This is a genomic window from Kitasatospora sp. MBT66, assembly GCF_000710405.2.
In the GTDB taxonomy this organism is placed as follows: domain Bacteria; phylum Actinomycetota; class Actinomycetes; order Streptomycetales; family Streptomycetaceae; genus Kitasatospora; species Kitasatospora purpeofusca.
Window position 1 is genome coordinate 1,393,450 of record NZ_JAIY01000006.1, and the last position, 19,433, is coordinate 1,412,882.

The 19,433-nt window shown below is 70.2% G+C and carries 21 protein-coding genes; 20 read left to right on the top strand and 1 reads right to left on the bottom strand.

The genetic code is table 11. From position 1 onward, the window contains the following. Window positions 1-124: 124 nt before the first annotated feature. Window positions 125-1,000 carry a helix-turn-helix transcriptional regulator gene (locus BI06_RS18640; protein WP_043469224.1) on the bottom strand — a complete coding sequence of 292 codons (876 nt, stop codon included), beginning with the start codon at window positions 998-1,000 and terminating at the stop codon, window positions 125-127. Window positions 1,001-1,621: 621 nt separating this feature from the next. Between BI06_RS18640 and BI06_RS18645 the strand changes: the two genes are divergently transcribed. The 20 genes from BI06_RS18645 (at window position 1,622) to BI06_RS18745 (ending at window position 18,895) form a co-directional block, all read left to right on the top strand. Beyond that, window positions 1,622-1,822 carry a hypothetical protein gene (locus BI06_RS18645; protein ID WP_043469226.1) on the top strand — a complete coding sequence of 67 codons (201 nt, stop codon included), beginning with the start codon at window positions 1,622-1,624 and terminating at the stop codon, window positions 1,820-1,822. 100 nt (window positions 1,823-1,922) lie between these two features. Continuing rightward, on the top strand, window positions 1,923-2,510 hold the full coding sequence (locus BI06_RS18650; RefSeq protein ID WP_043469228.1) for a WhiB family transcriptional regulator: 588 nt from the start codon (window positions 1,923-1,925) through the stop codon (window positions 2,508-2,510). A 58-nt stretch (window positions 2,511-2,568) separates the two neighbouring features. Continuing rightward, window positions 2,569-2,931, top strand: coding sequence for a hypothetical protein (locus BI06_RS18655; RefSeq protein ID WP_149030398.1), 363 nt, complete (start codon window positions 2,569-2,571; stop codon window positions 2,929-2,931). Between the two features lie 560 nt (window positions 2,932-3,491). After that, complete coding sequence (locus tag BI06_RS18660) at window positions 3,492-3,788, top strand: hypothetical protein (protein ID WP_043469232.1); 297 nt, start codon at window positions 3,492-3,494, stop codon at window positions 3,786-3,788. Window positions 3,789-3,790: 2 nt separating this feature from the next. Beyond that, window positions 3,791-4,516, top strand: coding sequence for an ATP-binding protein (locus tag BI06_RS18665; RefSeq protein ID WP_043469234.1), 726 nt, complete (start codon window positions 3,791-3,793; stop codon window positions 4,514-4,516). A gap of 62 nt (window positions 4,517-4,578) precedes the next feature. Beyond that, window positions 4,579-5,289 carry a DUF6195 family protein gene (locus tag BI06_RS53645; protein WP_233290185.1) on the top strand — a complete coding sequence of 237 codons (711 nt, stop codon included), beginning with the start codon at window positions 4,579-4,581 and terminating at the stop codon, window positions 5,287-5,289. Continuing rightward, window positions 5,289-6,512: a DUF2637 domain-containing protein gene (locus tag BI06_RS49530; RefSeq protein WP_043469236.1), complete on the top strand. Its 1,224-nt coding sequence runs from the start codon at window positions 5,289-5,291 to the stop codon at window positions 6,510-6,512. Before BI06_RS53645 ends, BI06_RS49530 begins: the two co-directional genes overlap by 1 nt. Window positions 6,513-6,594: 82 nt before the next feature. Continuing rightward, window positions 6,595-7,140, top strand: coding sequence for a hypothetical protein (locus BI06_RS18685; protein WP_043469238.1), 546 nt, complete (start codon window positions 6,595-6,597; stop codon window positions 7,138-7,140). A gap of 477 nt (window positions 7,141-7,617) precedes the next feature. After that, window positions 7,618-8,220, top strand: coding sequence for a hypothetical protein (locus BI06_RS18690; RefSeq protein WP_233290186.1), 603 nt, complete (start codon window positions 7,618-7,620; stop codon window positions 8,218-8,220). Between the two features lie 10 nt (window positions 8,221-8,230). Then, window positions 8,231-9,208 (top strand): bifunctional lytic transglycosylase/C40 family peptidase, encoded by a 978-nt coding sequence (locus BI06_RS18695; RefSeq protein WP_043469240.1) that lies wholly within the window; start codon window positions 8,231-8,233, stop codon window positions 9,206-9,208. Window positions 9,209-9,257: 49 nt separating this feature from the next. Beyond that, complete coding sequence (locus tag BI06_RS18700; RefSeq protein ID WP_051741238.1) at window positions 9,258-9,596, top strand: hypothetical protein; 339 nt, start codon at window positions 9,258-9,260, stop codon at window positions 9,594-9,596. Window positions 9,597-9,716: 120 nt separating this feature from the next. Beyond that, on the top strand, window positions 9,717-10,910 hold the full coding sequence (locus BI06_RS18705) for a hypothetical protein (RefSeq protein WP_233290187.1): 1,194 nt from the start codon (window positions 9,717-9,719) through the stop codon (window positions 10,908-10,910). Continuing rightward, a complete protein-coding gene (locus BI06_RS18710; protein WP_199523304.1) occupies window positions 10,891-12,924 on the top strand; it encodes a hypothetical protein in 2,034 nt (677 codons plus the stop codon). Before BI06_RS18705 ends, BI06_RS18710 begins: the two co-directional genes overlap by 20 nt. Window positions 12,925-12,927: 3 nt before the next feature. Further along, complete coding sequence (locus tag BI06_RS18715) at window positions 12,928-14,454, top strand: SCO6880 family protein (RefSeq protein ID WP_043469242.1); 1,527 nt, start codon at window positions 12,928-12,930, stop codon at window positions 14,452-14,454. After that, on the top strand, window positions 14,451-15,887 hold the full coding sequence (locus BI06_RS18720) for an ATP/GTP-binding protein (protein ID WP_043469244.1): 1,437 nt from the start codon (window positions 14,451-14,453) through the stop codon (window positions 15,885-15,887). The genes BI06_RS18715 and BI06_RS18720 overlap by 4 nt, the downstream gene beginning before the upstream one ends. Window positions 15,888-15,949: 62 nt before the next feature. Further along, window positions 15,950-16,270 carry a DUF6238 family protein gene (locus tag BI06_RS18725; protein ID WP_233290188.1) on the top strand — a complete coding sequence of 107 codons (321 nt, stop codon included), beginning with the start codon at window positions 15,950-15,952 and terminating at the stop codon, window positions 16,268-16,270. A gap of 8 nt (window positions 16,271-16,278) precedes the next feature. Beyond that, the gene (locus BI06_RS18730; RefSeq protein WP_149030399.1) at window positions 16,279-16,530 is read left to right on the top strand and encodes a hypothetical protein; all 252 of its coding nucleotides are present in this window, start codon (window positions 16,279-16,281) and stop codon (window positions 16,528-16,530) included. 30 nt (window positions 16,531-16,560) lie between these two features. Beyond that, complete coding sequence (locus BI06_RS18735) at window positions 16,561-18,003, top strand: type IV secretory system conjugative DNA transfer family protein (protein ID WP_043469250.1); 1,443 nt, start codon at window positions 16,561-16,563, stop codon at window positions 18,001-18,003. Next, complete coding sequence (locus BI06_RS18740; protein WP_043469252.1) at window positions 18,000-18,473, top strand: hypothetical protein; 474 nt, start codon at window positions 18,000-18,002, stop codon at window positions 18,471-18,473. Before BI06_RS18735 ends, BI06_RS18740 begins: the two co-directional genes overlap by 4 nt. Then, window positions 18,467-18,895, top strand: a complete 429-nt coding sequence (locus BI06_RS18745; protein WP_051741239.1) for a hypothetical protein — start codon at window positions 18,467-18,469, stop codon at window positions 18,893-18,895. The genes BI06_RS18740 and BI06_RS18745 overlap by 7 nt, the downstream gene beginning before the upstream one ends. Window positions 18,896-19,433: the final 538 nt, after the last annotated feature.

The window sequence follows — 19,433 nt, forward strand, 5'->3', positions numbered from 1 at the left end:
CCCTTCGCTGTTGTCGGCAAGGTCGTGACACGGCTCGTGCTGGCATGGTCCATGCGCTGTCGACGGTCCGCGTCAGACACGATCCTCGCGGATCGAGGCCGGCGAGGACCGCGTGCTGATGGCGTCAGTCCCCGTCCTGCACCTCTGGCAGCTTGTGCTTCAGCTCTCCGACAAGATCGTTGATCTTGGCCATCATCTCGGCGGACAGGCCCCCGCCGTTGCCGCGGGCAGCCAGCCCGAGAATCTGTCCCCGTTGAATCGAACCGAGGAAGCGGACGGCCTCCAGGAACTCGCGGGCCGCAGGGTCTACCTCGGCATCGTCCTGGAAGAGGGAGACGTCGACCTGGAGCGCCTCGGCCAGGCCGGCGCGCACCACCTCGGAAGCCTCGGTTGTGAGGCCCGCGCGAAGGGCGGCGATGTCCTCGACTGCAACGACTGGCTCGCCCGCGTGATCGTTCACGACCCGCGCGATTTCCTCGTCCGAGGGCGCCTCCTGGCCCACGTACCCGTGCTCCAGGAGATAGTTGATCTTCTCGCCGACCGTACGGGGTGCTGATGCCCGCTCGTCACCCGAGGTCCCGGGGCGAAGCCCGAACGAGCAGTCCTGGGCTTCCAGCAGGGCCTCTACGGTCACCCCGTACGCCGCCGCGAGCGTCGGCACGTAGTCGTCGCCGAGCCGGCGCCGACCGGACTCGGCGTTGGCCACCGGCACGCGGCTGGTCCCAAGGACCGCAGCGGCCTGCGCCACGCTGAGGCCGGCGTCGCATCGCAGGAGCTGTAGATCCGCGGGGCCGTCGTGGGGGAAGAGATCGTCCAAGGGCTCCCCGAGTGCTGCTGCAATCGCAGGCAGCTTCTCGCCCTTGGGGAAGTCCTGGCCGCTCTCCCATTTCGCCACGGCGGGGGCGGTGACGCCCACTGCGGCGGCCAGCTCACCCTGGTTGAGGTCTTTGCCCCGCCGGACAGCGCGTACACGCTTGCCGTCGAACTGACGTGGGGGCACATGAACTCCAGAGTTGCGATCGGGCAGGTCGGGGGCGGCGGCAGGGTACCCGCAGTCCAGGGTTGATACTTCTAGGAAAATAATGTAAGTTTAGGTATCGAACCTGATGGTCGGGCCTGCCCCCTCTATGGTGCCAGCCTCCCGGGACTCCTGTGCATGCTGCACTGCCGTGCTTGCCTGCGCAACAGTCCACTGGAGGAACTCGGTGCCGCAGAGAGCGAGCCCGGCAGAAATCAGGGCGACATGAGACCGGCGCCCTGGAGCTACCAACTCCTGGACGCCGGGCTGGCGCACCCGAAGGGGCGCCGGTTCACTACTTCGCGGGCAACGGAACTTCTTTGGCGAGAGGCCGCTGCGCGCGTTCCTAGCAACCATGGAGTATCGCATGCTTGCCATGCCGAAGGGAACCCCTCCCTCAGTAGCTGGCCCCAGCCAGCTGCGGCTCGCCGCTGACATCAGCGGCGTACGCCTCTTCTCCGCTCCGAACGGCAGCCAGGCCGCAGGCCGGCCAGCCGGGCCCGAGCGGGGAGGAGAAGCCGCGCCCTGCGCGTGCACGCCCCCTCTCTTGTGCGGGTCCTCGAACCCGGCCGTGTTCCTCCGGCCGGAAGCGTGAGGGCGGCCGTGGCCGACGCTGACGACCTCGACGCCTCCATTGACGCCTGGGTGAGCGCGCAGCTCGACGCCTCGCCGGACTGGGACCAGGAGAAGTGGGAGACGCTGGGGAAGATCCTCGACGTCGAGTTCTCGGTCCCCGGCGATTCGCGCGTCTACAACTTCGCGAAGCCTGTTACCGAAATCTCGGTCGACAGCGAAGCCGCGTAGTTCACGCCTCCCCATTCATGAGGGCTGCAACAGCTCTCAATTCACTTTCTCGCACCGGGCCGGATACGGCGCCCGTGTGCCGCTAGCACCATGAGGCGAAATGCGAACCACAATATCCGACCTCTCCGAGGCGGCTTTGCGGGGCGATTGGGGCCCCCTCATAAAGGAATCCAGGAAGGCGCGGGGGAAGCACTGGGCCGAGGATGCCCGGTGTTCCGGTCGGGATACCAGCATGTTCTTCCCTCTCGGGGACGGCCCGCAGGCTGAGCCGGTGGAGACAGTGGAACGACTGGGCCTTTCTCTGGTCAGGCCGCTGAATATGTGCGCTGCCTGCCCGCTGACGACAGCTGCCCGTTGCCTTATCGAGTCCTTGAGGGACGACGAGGAATTCGGGATTCGCGGGGGCCTGATCGCCTCGGAGCGATCCGCTCTGCGTGCCAGTTGGCAGCAGCGCATGGACAAGGGCGCTGTGGGGCGGGCCCTGCGGGGCTCTACCGCAGCGTTGAGCAAGGCTGAGCGCGCGGAGGTGATCGCCCGGTTCGCGGCGGACTCCACGATGGACGCCGCCGCCGTGGCGAGGGGGCTCGGGATCACACACGAGTACCTGTTGAAGCTGGCCCGGGTCCATCGGCAGAAGCAAAGGACCGAACTGGCCGCGCCGCCGGTTCGAACCGCTGACGCTGCCTGACGGCGGCGAGGAAACGATTCTTCCCGCAGGGAATTCCTTGCAGCCCTGGAGCCTCCTCATGCCTCAGAACGACCTTACAGCCCCGACGCGGACAAGCCTCGGAGATGCAATCGGTGAGATTGCGCCCACTGCGATTCTCGTCCGGATCTTCCCGCCGCGACGGGCCGCTACATACCTGTTCGAGCCGGATTTCTATCGCATATTCCTCGACCGCAAGGTGGAACAAGGCGTGGAACGGCTGGTCCGCCGGGCTTTCGACGGCGTCGCGGACTGGCGACTCGCCCACGATTTCTACCTTCCGACCGGGGAGCTTTATCTCACCCCGGAAGCGCACCAGAACGGGTACATCCCGGACGACGACCAGTCCTTCGGCCTCGTACCGGCGCGGCGCATAGCGATATTCGAAGGGAACGGCGCATGAGCGAGATAGCCACGGACCTGGTCTGGTCGGAGTCCGAGTCGCGCCGGGGGTCGCGGCTCGTCCTGCTCGCTCTCGCGCGGGAGGCGGACGATCAGTGCCGGGCAACCTTGACCCTGGAGGATATATCGCGGCTGACCGGGCTCACAGTCCGCTCGATCACGACGTGCCTCGGTGACCTCGCATCGCTCGGGGAAATCAGCCGGGAGCGCGGCGGCGGAGCGTTCAATCCCAGCAGCTACTCGATCCTCCTCGGCCAGGCCGACGGCGCTACGGCGCACTCAGGGACGGAACTTCCCACTTCGGGCCCCGGTGTGCCGCAATCAGGAGACAGGTTCCCGGAAGGAGATTCCCGGAAATCCCCTGCGACTCCCTCAAACCGGAAGTCTCTTCCCGGAGATCCGGAAGTTTCTTCCTCGCGTGCGCGTGGTGGTAATACTCCCTACGGGAGTATTACCACCACCAAAAAGCAAGCTAGCTTTCCTGATTCAAACCTCCGGGAAGTTCCAGCCGGACAGGACTCGGTCGAGGTCCCGGAGGGCTCCAAGGAGCTGGTGGCGGCGATGACCGGGGCCGGGATGGTCGTCGGCTGGCGGCTGACCGAAGCGGAGTGGGACCGGGTAACAGCTCTCTCGGCCCGCTGGGGGCACGAACGCCTGGTCGAGATGGTCGCCCGGCGCTGGAACGCCGACCGCCCGCCGCTGTCCGCCCGCTACCTGCTCCGCATCTGGGCGGATCTGCCGGACCAGGCCCCGGAACCGGCCGCACAGACCAACGTCGTCCCGCTGCGGCGGCAGCCCGGGAGCTGGGTTCCGTACCAGGACACCGCCCAGCCCAGCGCCTACCGGAACGGATTTTGATCATGGCCCACCCAGAGCGCGCGGGCAGCGCCGCATCCCTGCGGGCCATGGAACGGATACTCGCAGCGAGAGGGCTACCGGTCGTGCCGGAAGAGATCAACGACGACTCGTCAGAGGCGAACCCGGGTGACCGGCAGTGGCACCACCGGGCCCGCGCCGAGTACGCGCTGAGCCGCTGGAGCGCCGCGACACCGCCCCGGTATCGCGACGCGGAGGCCACCCTCCCGGCGGTCGCTGCCTGGGCCGATCGCGCGCTGGCCGACAACGCCGCCGCCGGTGCCCTGCTCCTGACCGGCCAGACCGGCACGGGCAAGACGCACGAGGCGTACGGGGCACTGCGGAGGGTCGCGGCCGGCGGCCCGGACCGGTTCGAGGTGCTCTGCGTGAACTCCGCCGACATGTACGGCAGGCTCCGGCCCTCCCAGGTCATGGGCGCTGCCGAGCGTGAGCTGCGACGGCTCAGCGAAGTGCAGTACCTGCTGCTGGACGACCTCGGCACGGCGAAGGTGTCGGAGTGGACCGAGGAGGTGACGTACCGGCTCATCAACTACCGGTACAACCATTGCCTCCCGACCGTCATCACGTCCAACCTGCCCGCCCGGGACGAGAGCGGGCCGGACCTGACCGACTTCGTCGGGGCCCGGGTGGCGAGCCGACTGGCCGAGATGGTGACCAGCCTCGTCCCGATGATCGGCGCGGACCGTCGGCGCGGCGGGAGGGCGGCCTGATGCCCGTTCGCCTGCGCGGAGCGGCCCCGGACGCCGCAGCCCTGTCCACAGCCTGTGCATACGTGGGGCCCCTCAGCCCGTACGCGAACCCGTTCACGGCCGGGGACCGCAGCCCTTCACCGGCCGGGACGCCGATGGACGCGGCGGAGGCGGTGGACCTGTTCGCCGCCACCCTCCGGGGCCCGGTGGGCCGCTTCTACGCCGACGAGTTCGCCCGCGAGCTCCGCGACCTCGACCTCATGTGCACCTGCCCCCTCGACGTGCCGTGCCACGCGGACGTCCTACTCCGTCTCGCCAACGCCCCCTGCGGCGGCAACACCATCTCCACCAGCAACTCCAAGGAAGGCCCTCCGATGCTCCACCCGATCATGGTCTGCGCGGCCAAACAGCTCACGGCCGGCGAGAAGCGGCGGACCGCCGCTCGGGAAGACGCCTTCCGCACCTGGGGCCCCCGGTCCGTCGAGGCTGCGGCCCGGTACGCCCACCGGCTCCTCGGCACTGAGGCGGCCACGCTGGAGTGGCAGACGCTGGGTCTCCTGTCCTTCGAAGAGCACCTCCAGGCGGTCACCTCGCTCGACACCGTCGGCGGCCAGCACCTGGAGCTGTACTTCTCCGACCAGGGCGGAACGGAGTCCATCACGCTGCGGGTGTCGTGCATGAGCTGCCCCAGCCAGCACGTGCACGAGGTGACCTCCCTCGAACAGCTCGGACGGCTGCTCTCCCAGACCCCCGTCTGGCCGCTCATCAACCCGAGCAACGGGGGCAACCTCTGATGTCCCACACCTACATAGACCCGGTGACCAGCAACTCCCAGTCCGCGGTCCCGCTGCGGAGCATGACGGCCTGGGACCGGACGGCGATCGTCCTGCTCGGCGCGGCCGGCTTCGCGTTCAGCTACGACGCGCTGCGGCAGATCGCGGTGGCGATCCACGCGCGGGAGGCGTTGAGCTACCTGTTCCCGCTGTTCGTTGACGGGTTCATTGCGTACGGGGTCAGGGCGATCATCCTCCTCCGCCACCAGCCGTTCCTGTCCCGCCTCTACACCTGGTTCCTGTTCCTCGCGGCCACGGCGGCGAGCCTGGGAGCGAACGCGCTGCACGCCATCACGCTGAACCGTGGTCCGCAGTCCGCGCAGTCCGCGCTGCACCTCACGGACGAAGTCGTCGCGGTGCTGTCGATGCTCGCGCCGTTGGCACTGGCGGGCTCGGTCCACCTGTACATCCTGATGATGCGGACCGCCGAGTTGTCCGTCCGGGACGGCGCGGACGGCGGTCCCGGACCGGTCCGCGAAGCCGTCCAGCCGCCTGCGAGCGTCACCGAGACGCCGGAGTCCCATCCTGCGGAGACCGGGCCGACGGCCCCGGTGACGGCCGTCCCGTCCGCGCCGTCCGCTGCTGTCCCCACGGTCGTTGACCTGCGGAAGTCCGGAAACGGCCACGGCCGCGCACCGGCTGCGGACGACCCGGGTGTGCGCCCGTCCGCAGCGGCGGACCCGGCGGACGAGGGTGAGGTCCTGGCGGACGAGCGGCCCGCCGGTGTCGCGGACGGCGAGGTGCTGGCCCCCGCTCCGGCTGCTGCTGAGGCTCCGGTCCCGGAGCCGGTCCGCGACCGCGCGGACGGCGGCGAGCCGTCCGTCCCGGACGACGCCGAACCCCCGCAGGACGGGGAGTCGCTGCCGTCCCCGGCTGCTGCTGAGGCCCCGGTTCCGGAGCCGGTCCGCGACCGCGCGGACGGCGAGGAGCCGTCCGTCCCGGACGACGCCGAACCCCCGCAGGACCGGGGGACCGACGACGACGAGTGGCTTGAGGACCTGCTGCCGGTGGCGATGGCCGCCTACCAGGAGAGCGGCAGGATCAGCCGTGACGCGATCAAGGAGGCCGTACGCGCACACCAGCCGATCAGCAACGATCGGATGGGGGTCCTCCTGGCCCGGTTGAAGGACCAGGTGGACCAGCGCACGGCCGCCCCCGCCGGTGCCTCCAGCGCTCTTTGGTGATCTCATCTCATTGGTGCCGCGCGGTCGCTACGGTCTCCGCCGAAGCGACCGCGCAGCCCCCGTTGACCAGGAAGGAAAGGCCATGTGGCGACGTCGGCAGAACCGCGCCGAGGAGGCCGTCCGCGCCGAAGGCGAGCAGGCGGCGTCCGCGCTCGCGGCCCATCTCCGGACCGGCGGCCGGCTGGTGCCGGTCGAGGCGGCGGGCGTACCGCTGGCCGTGGGCGAGACCGCCCTTGCGGACGTGTCGTGCTGGGCCGCCCGGTTCTACGGGACCGACGTCGTGTATCCGCGGTCGACCGGGGGGTACTACGAGAACCACCCGACGTTCGGCCAGCAGTGGGTGCCCAACCCGCTCGACGCCCGGCGGCAGCAGGAGGCCGAGGCCGCCGCCGAACAGCAGTGGCGTGACCACACCCCGGCCCGCCTCGTCCTGACCTCCGCCGGAGTGCGGCTCAGGCCGGTCGGCTCATCGACCTGGATGCCCTTCGACCACTGCCTCCTCACCGGCCTCACGGCAGGACCCGGGGAGCTCGTGCTCTCGTACAGCGTGTGCGCTCCGCTGCTGATCGGCGGGCCCGCCGCCCCCTGGCTCGGGGTGGCGATCGAGCACCTTCGCCAGGCCGGCTGAAACAGCCTCTCCACCACGAAGCCGGAACCTAATTCCTGGAATTAGGTTCCGGCTTTTTTGCTGATTCGAGTTGTCCGCAGACCTCTGTGAGGATTTAGGCACGGCCAACGCCACAAGGCGATTATCGGCCCGCCGGAGCCCGGCCAACGGGCTCCCCTTTTCCCGAGAGGGGCTGATGGCCTTGATATGAGCGACTGCTTTCGCGCACCCTCCCCTGAACTGTGCCACGGGTTGACGGGTACTGGAATCGGCATCTGACCTGGATGAAGGTCTGCCGACAAGGCCAGTTAGCACTCAGCGGACAGAGGACGGCACAGGACTGCCCCCTCGCCCGTGAATTCTACGGCGATGACCCGCCGATAAAGCCCGCAGAGGAAATCCCCCTCCCCTGCGAAGGGGTGTTGCGGCCCTCTCCCCCTGGGGCCGCAACACCCAATCTCTCGAAATCCCCCCTTGTACCGAGATTGCGGATTCCCCATGCCCCGATCCACCCGTTTCATACGCATATCCGCCGCCATGGGCATCGTCGGCACGCTGGTGGCGCTGTCGACCGGCTGCTCCAGCGGGCCCGACGCTTCCCGCCCCTCGGCCGCGCAGCCGAACACCGTCTCGGCGGGCTCCGCGGTGGCGACCTCGGTCCGGGCCGCAGAAGACCCTGCGGCACCGTCGAGCGCCGCCTTGCCGGCGGACGTCGACCAGGCCGCGCGGGCGTTCACCACCGCCTACGCCGAGCACGACGCCCGCGACGGCAAGGACAGCTCGTTCGCCGACGCCGGGGCCCGCGCCTCTCAGATCGCATCCGGCGACCTGGTGGCCATCCTCAGCCAGAAGCGCCCCGGCCAGGAAGCGGCCTGGGCCGCGCTCCGCGCCGAGCAGGCCCGGCAGACCGTCGAGATCACCTCGACCAAGGTTCCCGACGGCGCACCGGCGCCGACCCGAGCCGTCGCCCTGGTCCGGGTGAACTACACCCTCACCACCGCCCCGGCCTCCGGGCCCGCGCGGCGGAGCGGTGAACAGCTCGCCCTGCGCCTTGAGCACGTCTCCCAGGGCTGGCGGGTCACCGCCCTGCCCTGGGCGTGACGGGGCCGCGATGAACACGGGCTCGAAGTTCGGCCTGGGCCTCGCCTCCGCCATGGTGGTCACCGGCATCGCCCTGCTGACCACGTTCGGCGGGGCCGACAGTGCCTCCGCCAAGGAGGCCGGCCCGGGCGGCGGCATCTCGACGGACGCACCCGTCCCCGGCTGGGTCCGGGACCTCATCAACAAGCACGCGGGGCTGTGCCCGCAGGTGACGGCCAGCCTGCTGGCGGCCCAGCTCTACACCGAGTCGAACTTCAACCCCGACGCCGTGTCTCCGGTCGGCGCCGTCGGGATCGCGCAGTTCATGCCCGGCACCTGGGCCGAGCACGGCCAGGACGGCGACGGCGACGGGATCAAGGACATCCGCAACCCCGCCGATGCCATCGCGGCGCAGGCCAAGTACGACTGCACCCTGGCCAAGGAAGTCAAGGACGTGCCGGGGGACTCCACGGAGAACATGCTCGCGGCCTACAACGCGGGCGGCGGGGCCGTGATCAAGTACGGCGGCATCCCGCCGTACGAGGAAACCCGGAACTACGTCCGCAGCATCCGCGACCTGGCGGCCAAGTGGGCGGACGCCGTCCAGCCGAACCTCCCGGCCGGCGAGGGAGCCGCCCGCGCGATCTCCGCCGCGAAGACGGCGCTGGGGACTTGGTACCTGTGGGGCGGCCCCTGCGAGTCGCCGTACACCGGCGGGAGCGGCTGCGACTGCTCGTCGCTCACCAAGATGGCCTGGGCCTCGGCAGGAGTGAATTTGCCGAGGGTGACCTACGACCAGGTCAGGGCCGGTACGGCCGTCGCCAGCGTCTCCCAACTGGCCCCGGGCGACTTGCTGTTCAGCGTCCCCGGGGACTCCGGCCCCGAGCACGTCGGCATGTACATCGGCAACAACGAGGTGATCGACGCCCCGCACACGGGCGCTCAGGTCCGCATCCAGCCGCTCAGTGTCTGGACGCCTCAGATCATCGCCATGCGGCACGTCGGCTAATCGTCACAAACACCCTCATTTCATCCCATACTCACCAAAGGGCCTGAACATGTACAACCTCCTGTCTGCCGCTGCCGATCCCTCCCTGCACACCACCCTCGCCGCAGGTGCCGACGTCGTCTCCGGCGTCACCCCGGACTGGGGCCCCTTCGGGAAGCTGGGCGGCACGGCGAAGGTCATCCTCGGCGTCATCGCCGCCGTCACCCTCGTCATCGGCGCAGGCGCGTTCCTCGCCGGCGTCGGCAAGTCGAAGGGGTGGTTCGGCGAAGGCCACAGCACCATGGAGAGCAGCCGCGGCAAGGGGCTGATGGTCGGCGGCCTGACCGTGGTCTTCCTGGTGGCCTCGTTCGGCACGATCTTCGGCATCACCTACGGCATGGGCGTGTGACCCATGACCTCTCGACTCCGTAGGAGAAACGATTCTTCACGGTCGGCCGGACCACCCCGGCCTGCCGCCAAGCTCTCCGGCATCGCCGCAGGCGGGGTCGCGGTCGTCACGCTGGCCGGAGTGATCGTCAGCTTCGCCACCGGCTCGCCGTCCACGCCCGCCCCCTCGGCGCCCTCGCCCGCACACGCGGCCCCGCAGGTGAACGTGGAGCGCGCCCGGGCGGTCGACGGCGTCCCCGTCGGCTACCCGCACACGCAGGACGGCGCGAAGGCAGCGGCGGCCAACTACACCGTGGTCAGCGGCAGCACCGCCTTCCTCACCAACAGCGAGCGTCGGCACCGCGCAGTGGCGGCCATGTCCGCCCGGGACGCCGCCGACGCAACCGGCAAGAAGGCCGACCTGGCCGCCGCCGAGTCGGTCGCCTCCCTCCGGGGCGACAACCCGGAGGTCTCCGCCGATCAGGCCATCTCCCGTACCGGCGTCCTCTCCGCCCGCGTCCTGGGCTACGACGACCAGGGGGCCATGATCCGGCTGTGGACCACCACGGTCCGCGGCAGCGCGGCCGGGCACGCGACCCCGGTGGCGGGGTACCGGTCGGTGACGGTCACCCTGGTCTGGGAGGCCAACGACTGGAAGCTCAAGGACAGTTCGAGCACCGCCGGGCTCGTCGCGCCGATCGACGCACGGCAGGCGTCCAACGTCGCCGTCGACTTCTCCGGCTACGTGCCGGCCGCTGCGGACGATCCGGTCGCGACCGGTGCGGCCCGGCCGGACGGCCTCCCCGCACCCTACGAGCAGAACGAGCAGGGGGCCCGTGCCGCTGCGGTCAGCGCCGTCATGCTCTACGGCGACACGCGGTTCTTCACCGATGAGCAGTGGCGGCACCGGATGCTGGCCGCCACCGCAGCACCGAGCGTGCTCAAGTCGGTCACGTCCGACTCGGACGCGACGGCCCGCCTCGTCACGGAGAACCGCGGGGTCGGCACCAACGGCAAGTCGGCGGACGGCAGCGAGCTGATCACCCGGACGGCCGCCCTGGCGACCCGCACCATCTCCTCCTCCGGCCAGGCCGCGAGCATCGAGCTCTGGACCGCGTCGGCGGGCGGGATCGCGGGCGCGGAGGAGACCCGCCGCCCGCAGGTCGCCTTCCTGCGGATGACCGTGGACCTCACCTGGGCCGACGGCACGTGGAAGACGACCTCGGTCACTCCGTCCGCGCCGCTCGTGCCGTCGCCGCCCGCGATGCAGCAGGCGGACTCGGCCGACAGCTTCTCCGAGGTGGGGGGTGTCGGCAATGCGCCTGCGACTGCGTGATGACGCCCCCGGCCTGCTGCGCGTCGAACGGACCGCGCCGAGCCGCTGGGGGCGCAGGCTCCGGACCATCGCCGTGGTCAACGTCGTCCTCGGGTTCCTCTTCATCCCGTCCGCGGTGGCGAACCCGTTCTGCTACATCCCGATGGTGTGCGAGGCCAAGGCCGCGATCGACTTCGTCAAGGACCCGCTCGGCTTCCTGCTGCAGAAGCTGACGGAGGCCAACATCTGGTTCCTGCGCAAGATGCTGGAGCTGATCCAGGCCACCACCAAGATCGACCTCACGTCGCCCGGCTTCCTGAAGCAGTACGCGATCATCTTCGCGGCCAGCTGCCTGCTCACCGTGGCGCTGTGGTTCGTCGCCGTGGCCAAGCGGGCGGTCCGCGGGGTCAGCATCACCACCGCCGTGTCCGAGGCGATCGGCTTCCTTCTCCTCCAGTTCACCGTCAACGCGCTGACGCCGGGGGCCCTCGCGCTGCTGCTCAAGGCCATCGACGAGGTCACGGCGGTCTTCGAGCCCTACGCGACGGAGAACTTCAAACCGTTCCTGGAGAACATCCTCACGGTGATGGCGGCCAACCCGAGCGAGGGCGTGGGGCAGCTGCTGGTGGTCAACCTGATCATGATGGCCGGCGCGCTGCTGATGTGGATCGAGCTGCTGATCCGCAGCGCCGCGATCTACGTGGCAGTTGCCCTCGGGCCCATCGTGAACGCCGGTCTGGTCGATCGTGACCTGTGGGGCAAGAGCAAGAAGTGGTTCGGTGCGATCTTCGCTGTCGGCTTGTCCAAGCCGGTCCTCTTCGCCCTGCTGGGCCTGGGCGGCGCGGTCCTGAGCGACACCACGGGTTCCATGGCCGACGCGGTCTCCAAGACGCTGGTCGGCGCGCTGATCCTCCTGCTCGCGGTGTTCGCGTCGGCCACGCTGTACAAGTGGCTGCCGGAGTTCGGCGACCACATGGCACAGCTCCACCACGACCGGAAGGCGGCCCAGTCCTCCGGCCCGGCCGCCGCGATCGACGGCCCCGGGCAGCACGCGAACCGGGCGATCAACTCCCGGGTGCAGGACTCCCTGGTGGGCGGCGGCGGGAAGTCCGCTGGTGCCAAGGCGGCCGGGGCCAAGATGGGCGGCGGAACCGCCGCTGCGGGCGGGCCCGTCGCCGTCGGGGCGGCCGTGGCCAAGGCCGGACTCGACATGGCCAAGAACAAGGCCGCCAGTTCCCCTGGCGCGCAGGGTGCGGACGCCGCCAACGGCGGCCTCGGCTCCGACCAGGCCCAGGGCCACTCCGAGACGAGCGGCCACACCGGAGCCCCGAGCGCCCCGGCAGGCACCTCCTCCGGTCCGGTCGTCGGCTCGGCCCCGGACTGGTCCGCGGCCAGCAGCCACGCCGCTTCCGACGCTCCGGCCATCGCCAGCCCGGAGGGCCCGACGTCCGGTCCGGTCGTCGGCTCGACCCCGGACTGGTCCGCGGCCAGCAACCATGCAGCTTCCGGCGATCCGGCCGCTGCCCGTCCGGCGGGGGCAACCTCCAGCCCGGCCCCGGCCTCGCCTGGTGGCAACGCAGCCTCCGGGGCACCGGCCACCGCCGGCTCGCAGGGCACGAGTTCCGGACCGGTCGTCGGACCGGCCGCTGCCTCGCCCGGCGGCGACGCGGCCTCCGGAGCTCCGGCCAGCGCCCGCCCGCAGGGCACGAGTTCCGGTCCCGTCGTCGGACCGGCCCCCGCCCAGCCTTCGGCGCCGCAGTCCCGGATGGCGCTCAACTGGGACGGCTTCGCCGGAGCCTCCTCTGCTCCGGTCACCGCACGGCCGCTCCCGCCGCAGGCTCCGTCCCCGGCGGCACCTGCCCCGGCACCCGTGCCCCCGACGGCACTGACGCCCCGCCCGGCAGCACCGCACTCCTCTCCTTCCCCCGTTCCAGGAACCACCCCGGCCCCCGGGCCCTCCGTCCCGACCGCGCCGCCTTCGCGGCCGACTGGCGGACAGGCACCCGGCCGGCCGGACCCCAGCAAGGACCGATGACCCATGTCGACTCGTACGTACCAGTTCGGAAAGCACCGCCCCACGGGCCTGGTAGGCCGCCGCGACCTCGGCGAGCAGGTCGTTCTCGGCAGCGGCGCCGTGACCGGCCTCCTGCTCGGCTTCGCGCTCAGCGGCGCTACCGCCCTCGCGGCGACGGGCCTCGTGGTGCCGATCCTGATCGCCCTGGTGATCGTCTACGCCCCGTACCGGCCGAAGGGCACCTCACAGCGGCGATCCCTCTACCGCTGGTGGCGGATCAACCGCTACCACCGCAAGGCGCTCCGCCGTACCGGCGGTGTCTGGGTGTCGCCTGCCGTCGAGGCGGGCGTGCGCCGTGACGGCACGCCTCCGGACGCCGCGTTGACGGAGCCCGAAGGTATCGCGGGCATGACCTGGGTGCCGGTGACGGTCCGCGGGCAGCAGGCCGTCGTCGTCCTCCAGCCGGAGGCTGGCTGCGTCACCGCCACGCTGGAGGTCAGCTCTCCCGGCCTGGGCGGCAAGGACGTCGGGGAGCAGGTCGTCGCGCTGGAGCGCTGGGGGGAGCTGCTCGATGCGTTCGGCAACGTCGAGGAACACCCGGTGAAGCGGATTCAGGTCCTCGCCCGGCAGATGAAGTCCGACCCGTACGCCCACCAGCGGTTCATCGCGCAGCGCGACCAATCCGCGGCGACGGCCAACGCCCCGCAGTGGCTCAAGGACTCGTACAACGAGCTGGCCAACGCGGTGTCGACCAGCGCCGAGGAACACCGGTACTACATCACCCTCCACGCGAAGTTCACCCGGGACCTGGCGGCCGAGGGCTCCGCCCGGGGAGCCGGTGACGACGGGATCGCCGCTGCGATGGCCATCTACCTGGACGAGCTGTGGTCCCGCGCCGAGGACGCCGACCTCTCGGTGGTCGCCCCGCTGGACGAGGGCCGGATGACGGCCTTGATCCGCAACAGCTTCGACCCTGACCACGCCATCTGGGACACCGACCTCCCCCGGGCTCACGCCTTCCCGCGCAACGTCGACGTCCGCCAGGGCAGCCACGTGGCCACCCGCGCGGCGGGAAGCACCGAGAGCTGGTTCCACGCCACGGCCTACGTCGCCAGCTGGCCCACCACGCCCGTCGGCCCCGGCTTCCTGTCTCCCCTGCTGATCGGGATGCCCGACGTGATCCGCACCTTCTCCATCACGCAGCAGCTGGAGCCGAACGACAAGGCGGTGGAACGCATGTTGGCGGAGGACACGAACAACCAGGCGGAGATGCACCGCGACCGCCAGCGGGGCAGGAACATCGACCCCCGCGACCAGATCGCCGCGAGCGCCACCGGCTCCCGGGGCATGGCCCTGGCCGCCTCCGGCGCGGCCGGCTCCGCAGTCGTCGGCTACATCACCATCTCCGCCCGCAGCATCGAGGAGCTGGAGCGCACCAAGCGCACGACCGCGAGCCGTGCCCGTAACTCGAACCTGCGGATCGAGTGGCTCGACCTCGAACACGCCCGTGCCTTCGCGAACACCCTGCCCCTCGCCGGAGGCATCAAGTGAGTGACCTGCTGACCCTCGCCCCGCTGTCGCCGATGCACCAGACCGTGCGCCGCCCGCTCTACACCGAGACGACCACCAGCCAGGCCCTGTACCTGCCGGTGGCCCCGCCGACCCTGGGCAGTGCAGGCGCGATCATCGGCCGCGAATTGTATTCCGGAAAGGCATTCATCTACTGCCCTTTCGTGGCCTTCGGTGACGGATTGCCTGGCGGCAACATGATCGTCATGGGCGATACAGGGCGTGGAAAGAGTGCCCTCACCAAGACCTATGCTGCGCGGCAAATTCGCCTCGGCAGGAAGGTCGTGGTCCTGGATACTAAGGAGCAGAAGGAAAGGGAAGAGGGCGAATGGGCGGCACTCGGCCGTTCGCTCACCGGAAAGGCCCCGGTGAAGTTCGCCCCGGGCGGCGGGCCCGGTGCCTCCTGCATCAACCCGATGGACCCCGCTATCTCGGGCAAGAGGCAGACCGAGTTGGTCAGGACGATTGTTGAACTCGGCCTGGGCAAGACCCTGGACGAGTTCGCCGGCTCCGCCTTGCGGATCGCGATCCGCCGGGCCCACCAGCGGGCGGAGGCCCTCGGGCGCACGCCGCTGCTGGCGGACGTCGCCGCCGCGCTTCGGGCACCCGAGGAGTCCGACGCCGTCGCCAAGCAGCGGACCCGGGACGAACTCCTCGCCGACGGACTCGAAGCGTCCTACGTCCTCGACCGGCTGTGCGGAAGCGAGCAGGACTCGACAGGGGACCTCGTCGGCATGCTCGACGGGCCGACCAGCCTCGGGGTGGGCCTCGACAGCGACATGGTCGTCTTCGACCTCACCAAGGTCCCGTCCGGCGGCGTCGCCATGACGATCCTGGTCGCCGTCATCAGCGTGTTCCTCGAAGAGGTCTGGCTGCGACCGCTGTGCGAGTGCGGGGCGGAGCCGAGCCAGCACGAGCGCGTCGTGGTCGACTCGGACTCCGGCGCTTGGGAGGTGGGTCCGAACCCGGCGACGGGCTGCCGCCGCTACACCCAGCGCAAGCGCATTCTTATTGCTGAGGAAGCGTGGCACATTCTCGGCACCCCTCAGCTGGCCGCCCTGCTCGAAAAGTTCCTGAAATTTGCACGCGGCTTGGGATTGTCGTGCATTTTCATCGTCCACCACCTGTCAGATATTGATGACTCCCCGGAGACGCAGGCGGCGTTGAAAATGGCCGATACCGTGGTCATTTACTCGATGAAAAAGGCCGAAGCGGAAGCCACCGTGGCCAGACTGGGGCTTCCCTCCTGGACGGCGGACCACATCGTGCGTCTGCGTCGAGGAATCGCGCTGTGGGTGGTGGGAGAGGTGATCTATCCCGCCGTTCAGCACCTGCTGGTGGTGGCGGAGCAGCACCTGTGCTTCTCCTCCGGCTCGATGACCGACGTCTCCACCAGTTACCCGGAGGCGGCGTGAACGGCTCCCGTCACCTCCTCGCGGTCGGCCCCGTCCAGGCAGATCCGGAACGGACGCGCTCCATGACCATCACCACCGCCGGGACCGCGCTCCCGGGCGACCACCACGCGGTGCGCGGGGAGATCGACCAGCTGCACGCCGACGCCCTCGAACTCGCCCAGCGCACGAAGGCACTGGCCACCGTCCTCGACCACGGGGACTACTCCGCGGCCGGAGGTCGCGTCCGGGCCGCCGTCACCCACCTCTGGCGCGCGGCCGAGGACCTCCACGGCGCGTTCCACACGGCTCCTCCGCGGTGTGCCGGGCCTGATGCGGTGGTCTCCCAGCTCTGCGGCCGGCGTATGCGCTACCTCGCCGCCCGGGCCGGACAGAGGGCCGCGTAGTGGACGTCATGCCCAGTGGGATGTCCGTGGCGCTGTACGCCGTCGCCGCCGTGTGCGCGGTGGCCATGGCCACCGTGTGGCTGTTGATGAAGCGGGGAGCCCGCAACGCCGGGTTCGCGGACAAGGGCCTGCTCAAGCGGCAGCTGTCGGCCGCAGCGGTCCTCAAGGCCACGGAGATCCGGCCCTCCCTCACCAGCGGTGACGCCCGTCAGCGCCGCACGGCGGTGCCCCTGGTGAAGAAACGATCCGCCTCCCGCTGACCCACCTCCCCCACTCGTTCGGAGCACGCCATGCAACACCCCCTCACCCCCTCCGACTTCGGCTACTCGCTGGGGACCTCCCAGCGCCCGAAGGGCGTGGATCTCTGGTCCCGCGCCGACAAGGCGTGCCGGGTCATCGGCCCCATGGGCTCGGGGAAGACCCTGCGCTTCTTCGCCCCGACCATCCGCCGGTGGCCCGGGCCGGTCCTCGCCACCTCCACGAAGGCAGACCTGGTCGAACTGACCCTCGACGCCCGGCGCACCGACGGCCGTCCGGTCCTGGTCTTCGACCCGCAGGACATCGCTCCCTCCTTGCCGAAGTTCCGGTGGACGCCGATCACGGGCGCCGCCGAGACAGAGACCGCGATGATGAGGGCCAAGGCGTTCGTCGCCGGCTCGCGCACCCCGGGGGCCGCCGCGCAGTCCAGCGAGGGTGCGGCCTTCTACAAGGGCCAGGCGGCCAAGATCCTCGCGGCGTACTTCCACGCCGCCGCCCTGGACGGGGCGGGCCTGGAGTGGGTGTTGAAGTGGGCGCGCAAGCTGACCGATCCCGCGCCGGTCGGCATCCTGGACGCCCACCCCGGCGCCGGGCCCGGCTGGGCGGACATGCTCCGAACGGCCACCACCGGCGACAGCCGGACCGTCGGCAACACCGCCTCGACCCTGGACGCGGCCCTCGCACCCCTCATGCACGAGTCGGTCCTCCGGGCCCTGCTGGGGGACGGTGAGGACCCCACGGACTTCACCGAGCTCCTCGACGCGGGCGGCACCGTCTACCTGCTCGGCAAAGACAGCGAAGTGAACAGCGTTGCCCCGCTGACCACCGCGATCACGGAAGACCTGCTCGACATCGCCGAAGCTCACGCCATCGCCTCGCCCGCCGGCCGACTCGACCCGCCCCTCCTCGGCGCGCTGGACGAAGCGCCGAACATCGCTCCCATCCCCAGCCTGCGGCAGCGCGTCGCCGACGGCCGTGGTCGCGGGCTCACCGTGATCATCGGCCTCCAGGGCTGGGCATCGGCCCGCGCCCGGTTCGGCGAGGACACCGCGAACGAGCTGGCGAGCTTCACCAACAACGTCGTCGTCTTCGGCGGGGCGAAGGACCCCGGCTTCCTCAAGGACTTGTCCGACCTGTGCGGCCAGGTCGAACGCGAGCGCACCACGAAGACCAGCAGCGGCGGCGACCGCGGCAGCCACTCGACCGCCACCCACATGGCGCTGGAGCCGGTCCTGCGGAGCGACGAGATCAGGTCCCTGCCGGAAGGCCACGCGCTCGTACTCGCCGACAACCTGCCTCCCGTGATCACGCGCCTCGACGGAATGTGGACCTGGGACTCCTGGCCGGAGATCGAAGCTCACGTCCACCAGCTGCGCGAAGCGAACTCGACGGAGCGTCGGCGGCGGTCCGCGGCGAAGAAGAAGCAGGCCACGGCTCACGCCGCCGCCTGGGCCGCACGGGGAGCCGCCGCGTGACGAATCCACTCGCGCAGTTCAAGCCCTTCCCCGAGCCGCCCGCGCTGATCCTGGAGTACATCGCGGAGCGAAGCACGGAGGAGTCCGTGGTCGACGGCCCCCCGCCGTGGGACCTCGGCGCGCTGTCGGCCGAGCTGATCGAGCCGATGCCCATGTGGCTGGACGCGGTGTGCCGGTGGCTGAACGAGGCGTACGCCTGGCAGCCGCAGGACGTGATCCCGCCCTGCTGGAAGAAGCACGAGGGGCTGGGGTACGAGATCGCCGCCCTGGCCTTCGCCCGGGACGACGCCTACGCCGATGCCGGCTCCACCGTCGTCTGGCACGAGCAGTACGACCGGTTCCTCAGCCGCATGAACAAGGCCCTCGGCAAGAGCGGCGTCGAGTGCCGCCTTGGACGGCACGAGGACCGACCCGCACGATTCCAGCTCGCCGCCTGGACCGATGAGACCACTGGAGGTGCCGCATGGTGATCTTGAACCCCAACGTCGTGTTCGACGCCGACCCGAAGCACGGGCTACTCGCGCGAAGCGGCTGGGAGCAGTTGGAGGCCCGCGCCGTGCTCCGCGATCTCGGATGGAAGTGGCAGGAAGAACTGCACGCCCTTGTCCCGCCCACCGACACCCCGGATGTCGATGCCGGGGTCCAAGCGGTGGAACAACTCCACTTGCACGGGTACCGGACGGGGTTCTCGGTGGGGCGCTTCGGCGCAATCCGGCTGACCCTGGACCGCGCCGAACAGGTGCTCACGACCGTCACCGCCCAGGGAGCCGCAGAACCGCGGGCAGAGACGACGCCCACCTCCGGACCGGCAAAGCGCCCGTACTCGGCCTACGGTGAAGCCGCGCCCGCTGAACCAATCAGGCCAGAAACCCCAAGCGCACCGACGGTCTAGGTGCACGTCAGCCCGGCGGGCAGCACTCACACGAGTCCTGCCCGCCGGGCCTGTTGCTCCGCGAACTCCTCTGGCGGGAGCCAGCCACTGCCATCTGCACTTCAGACCCGGCCGCCGGGTTCAGGAGCCGTGATGCCCGGCGAAGAAGCCTAGGGCGACGGTGCCGGCCCCGAGGTAGCTGATCAGCTCTCGGGGAGAGTTCAAGTTCGTCACTGGCCTGACCAACATCGGTGATGGGCTCCGCGGGTTCATCGCCGAGAAGGACCGACGTCCAGACTCGCGCTTGAAGCTCGGTGATACACGGGCCGCAGGCGAACATGGGAACTTGCACTTCCCCGACGGTCGCGGGACCGATCCACAGAACGCGGGTCCACTGCTGGCCGCAGTACAGCCAGCAGAATCCCTCGGCCCAAGGGCCGCCAACATCTGTTCGTGTGGGCGCGGGGACGTCGCCCTGGGCGAACGCGGCGATGCCAGGGACTACGAGCACGTCTAGGTCGAGCACTGGGTGTTCTCCAGTCGGCGACCACGCAGGATG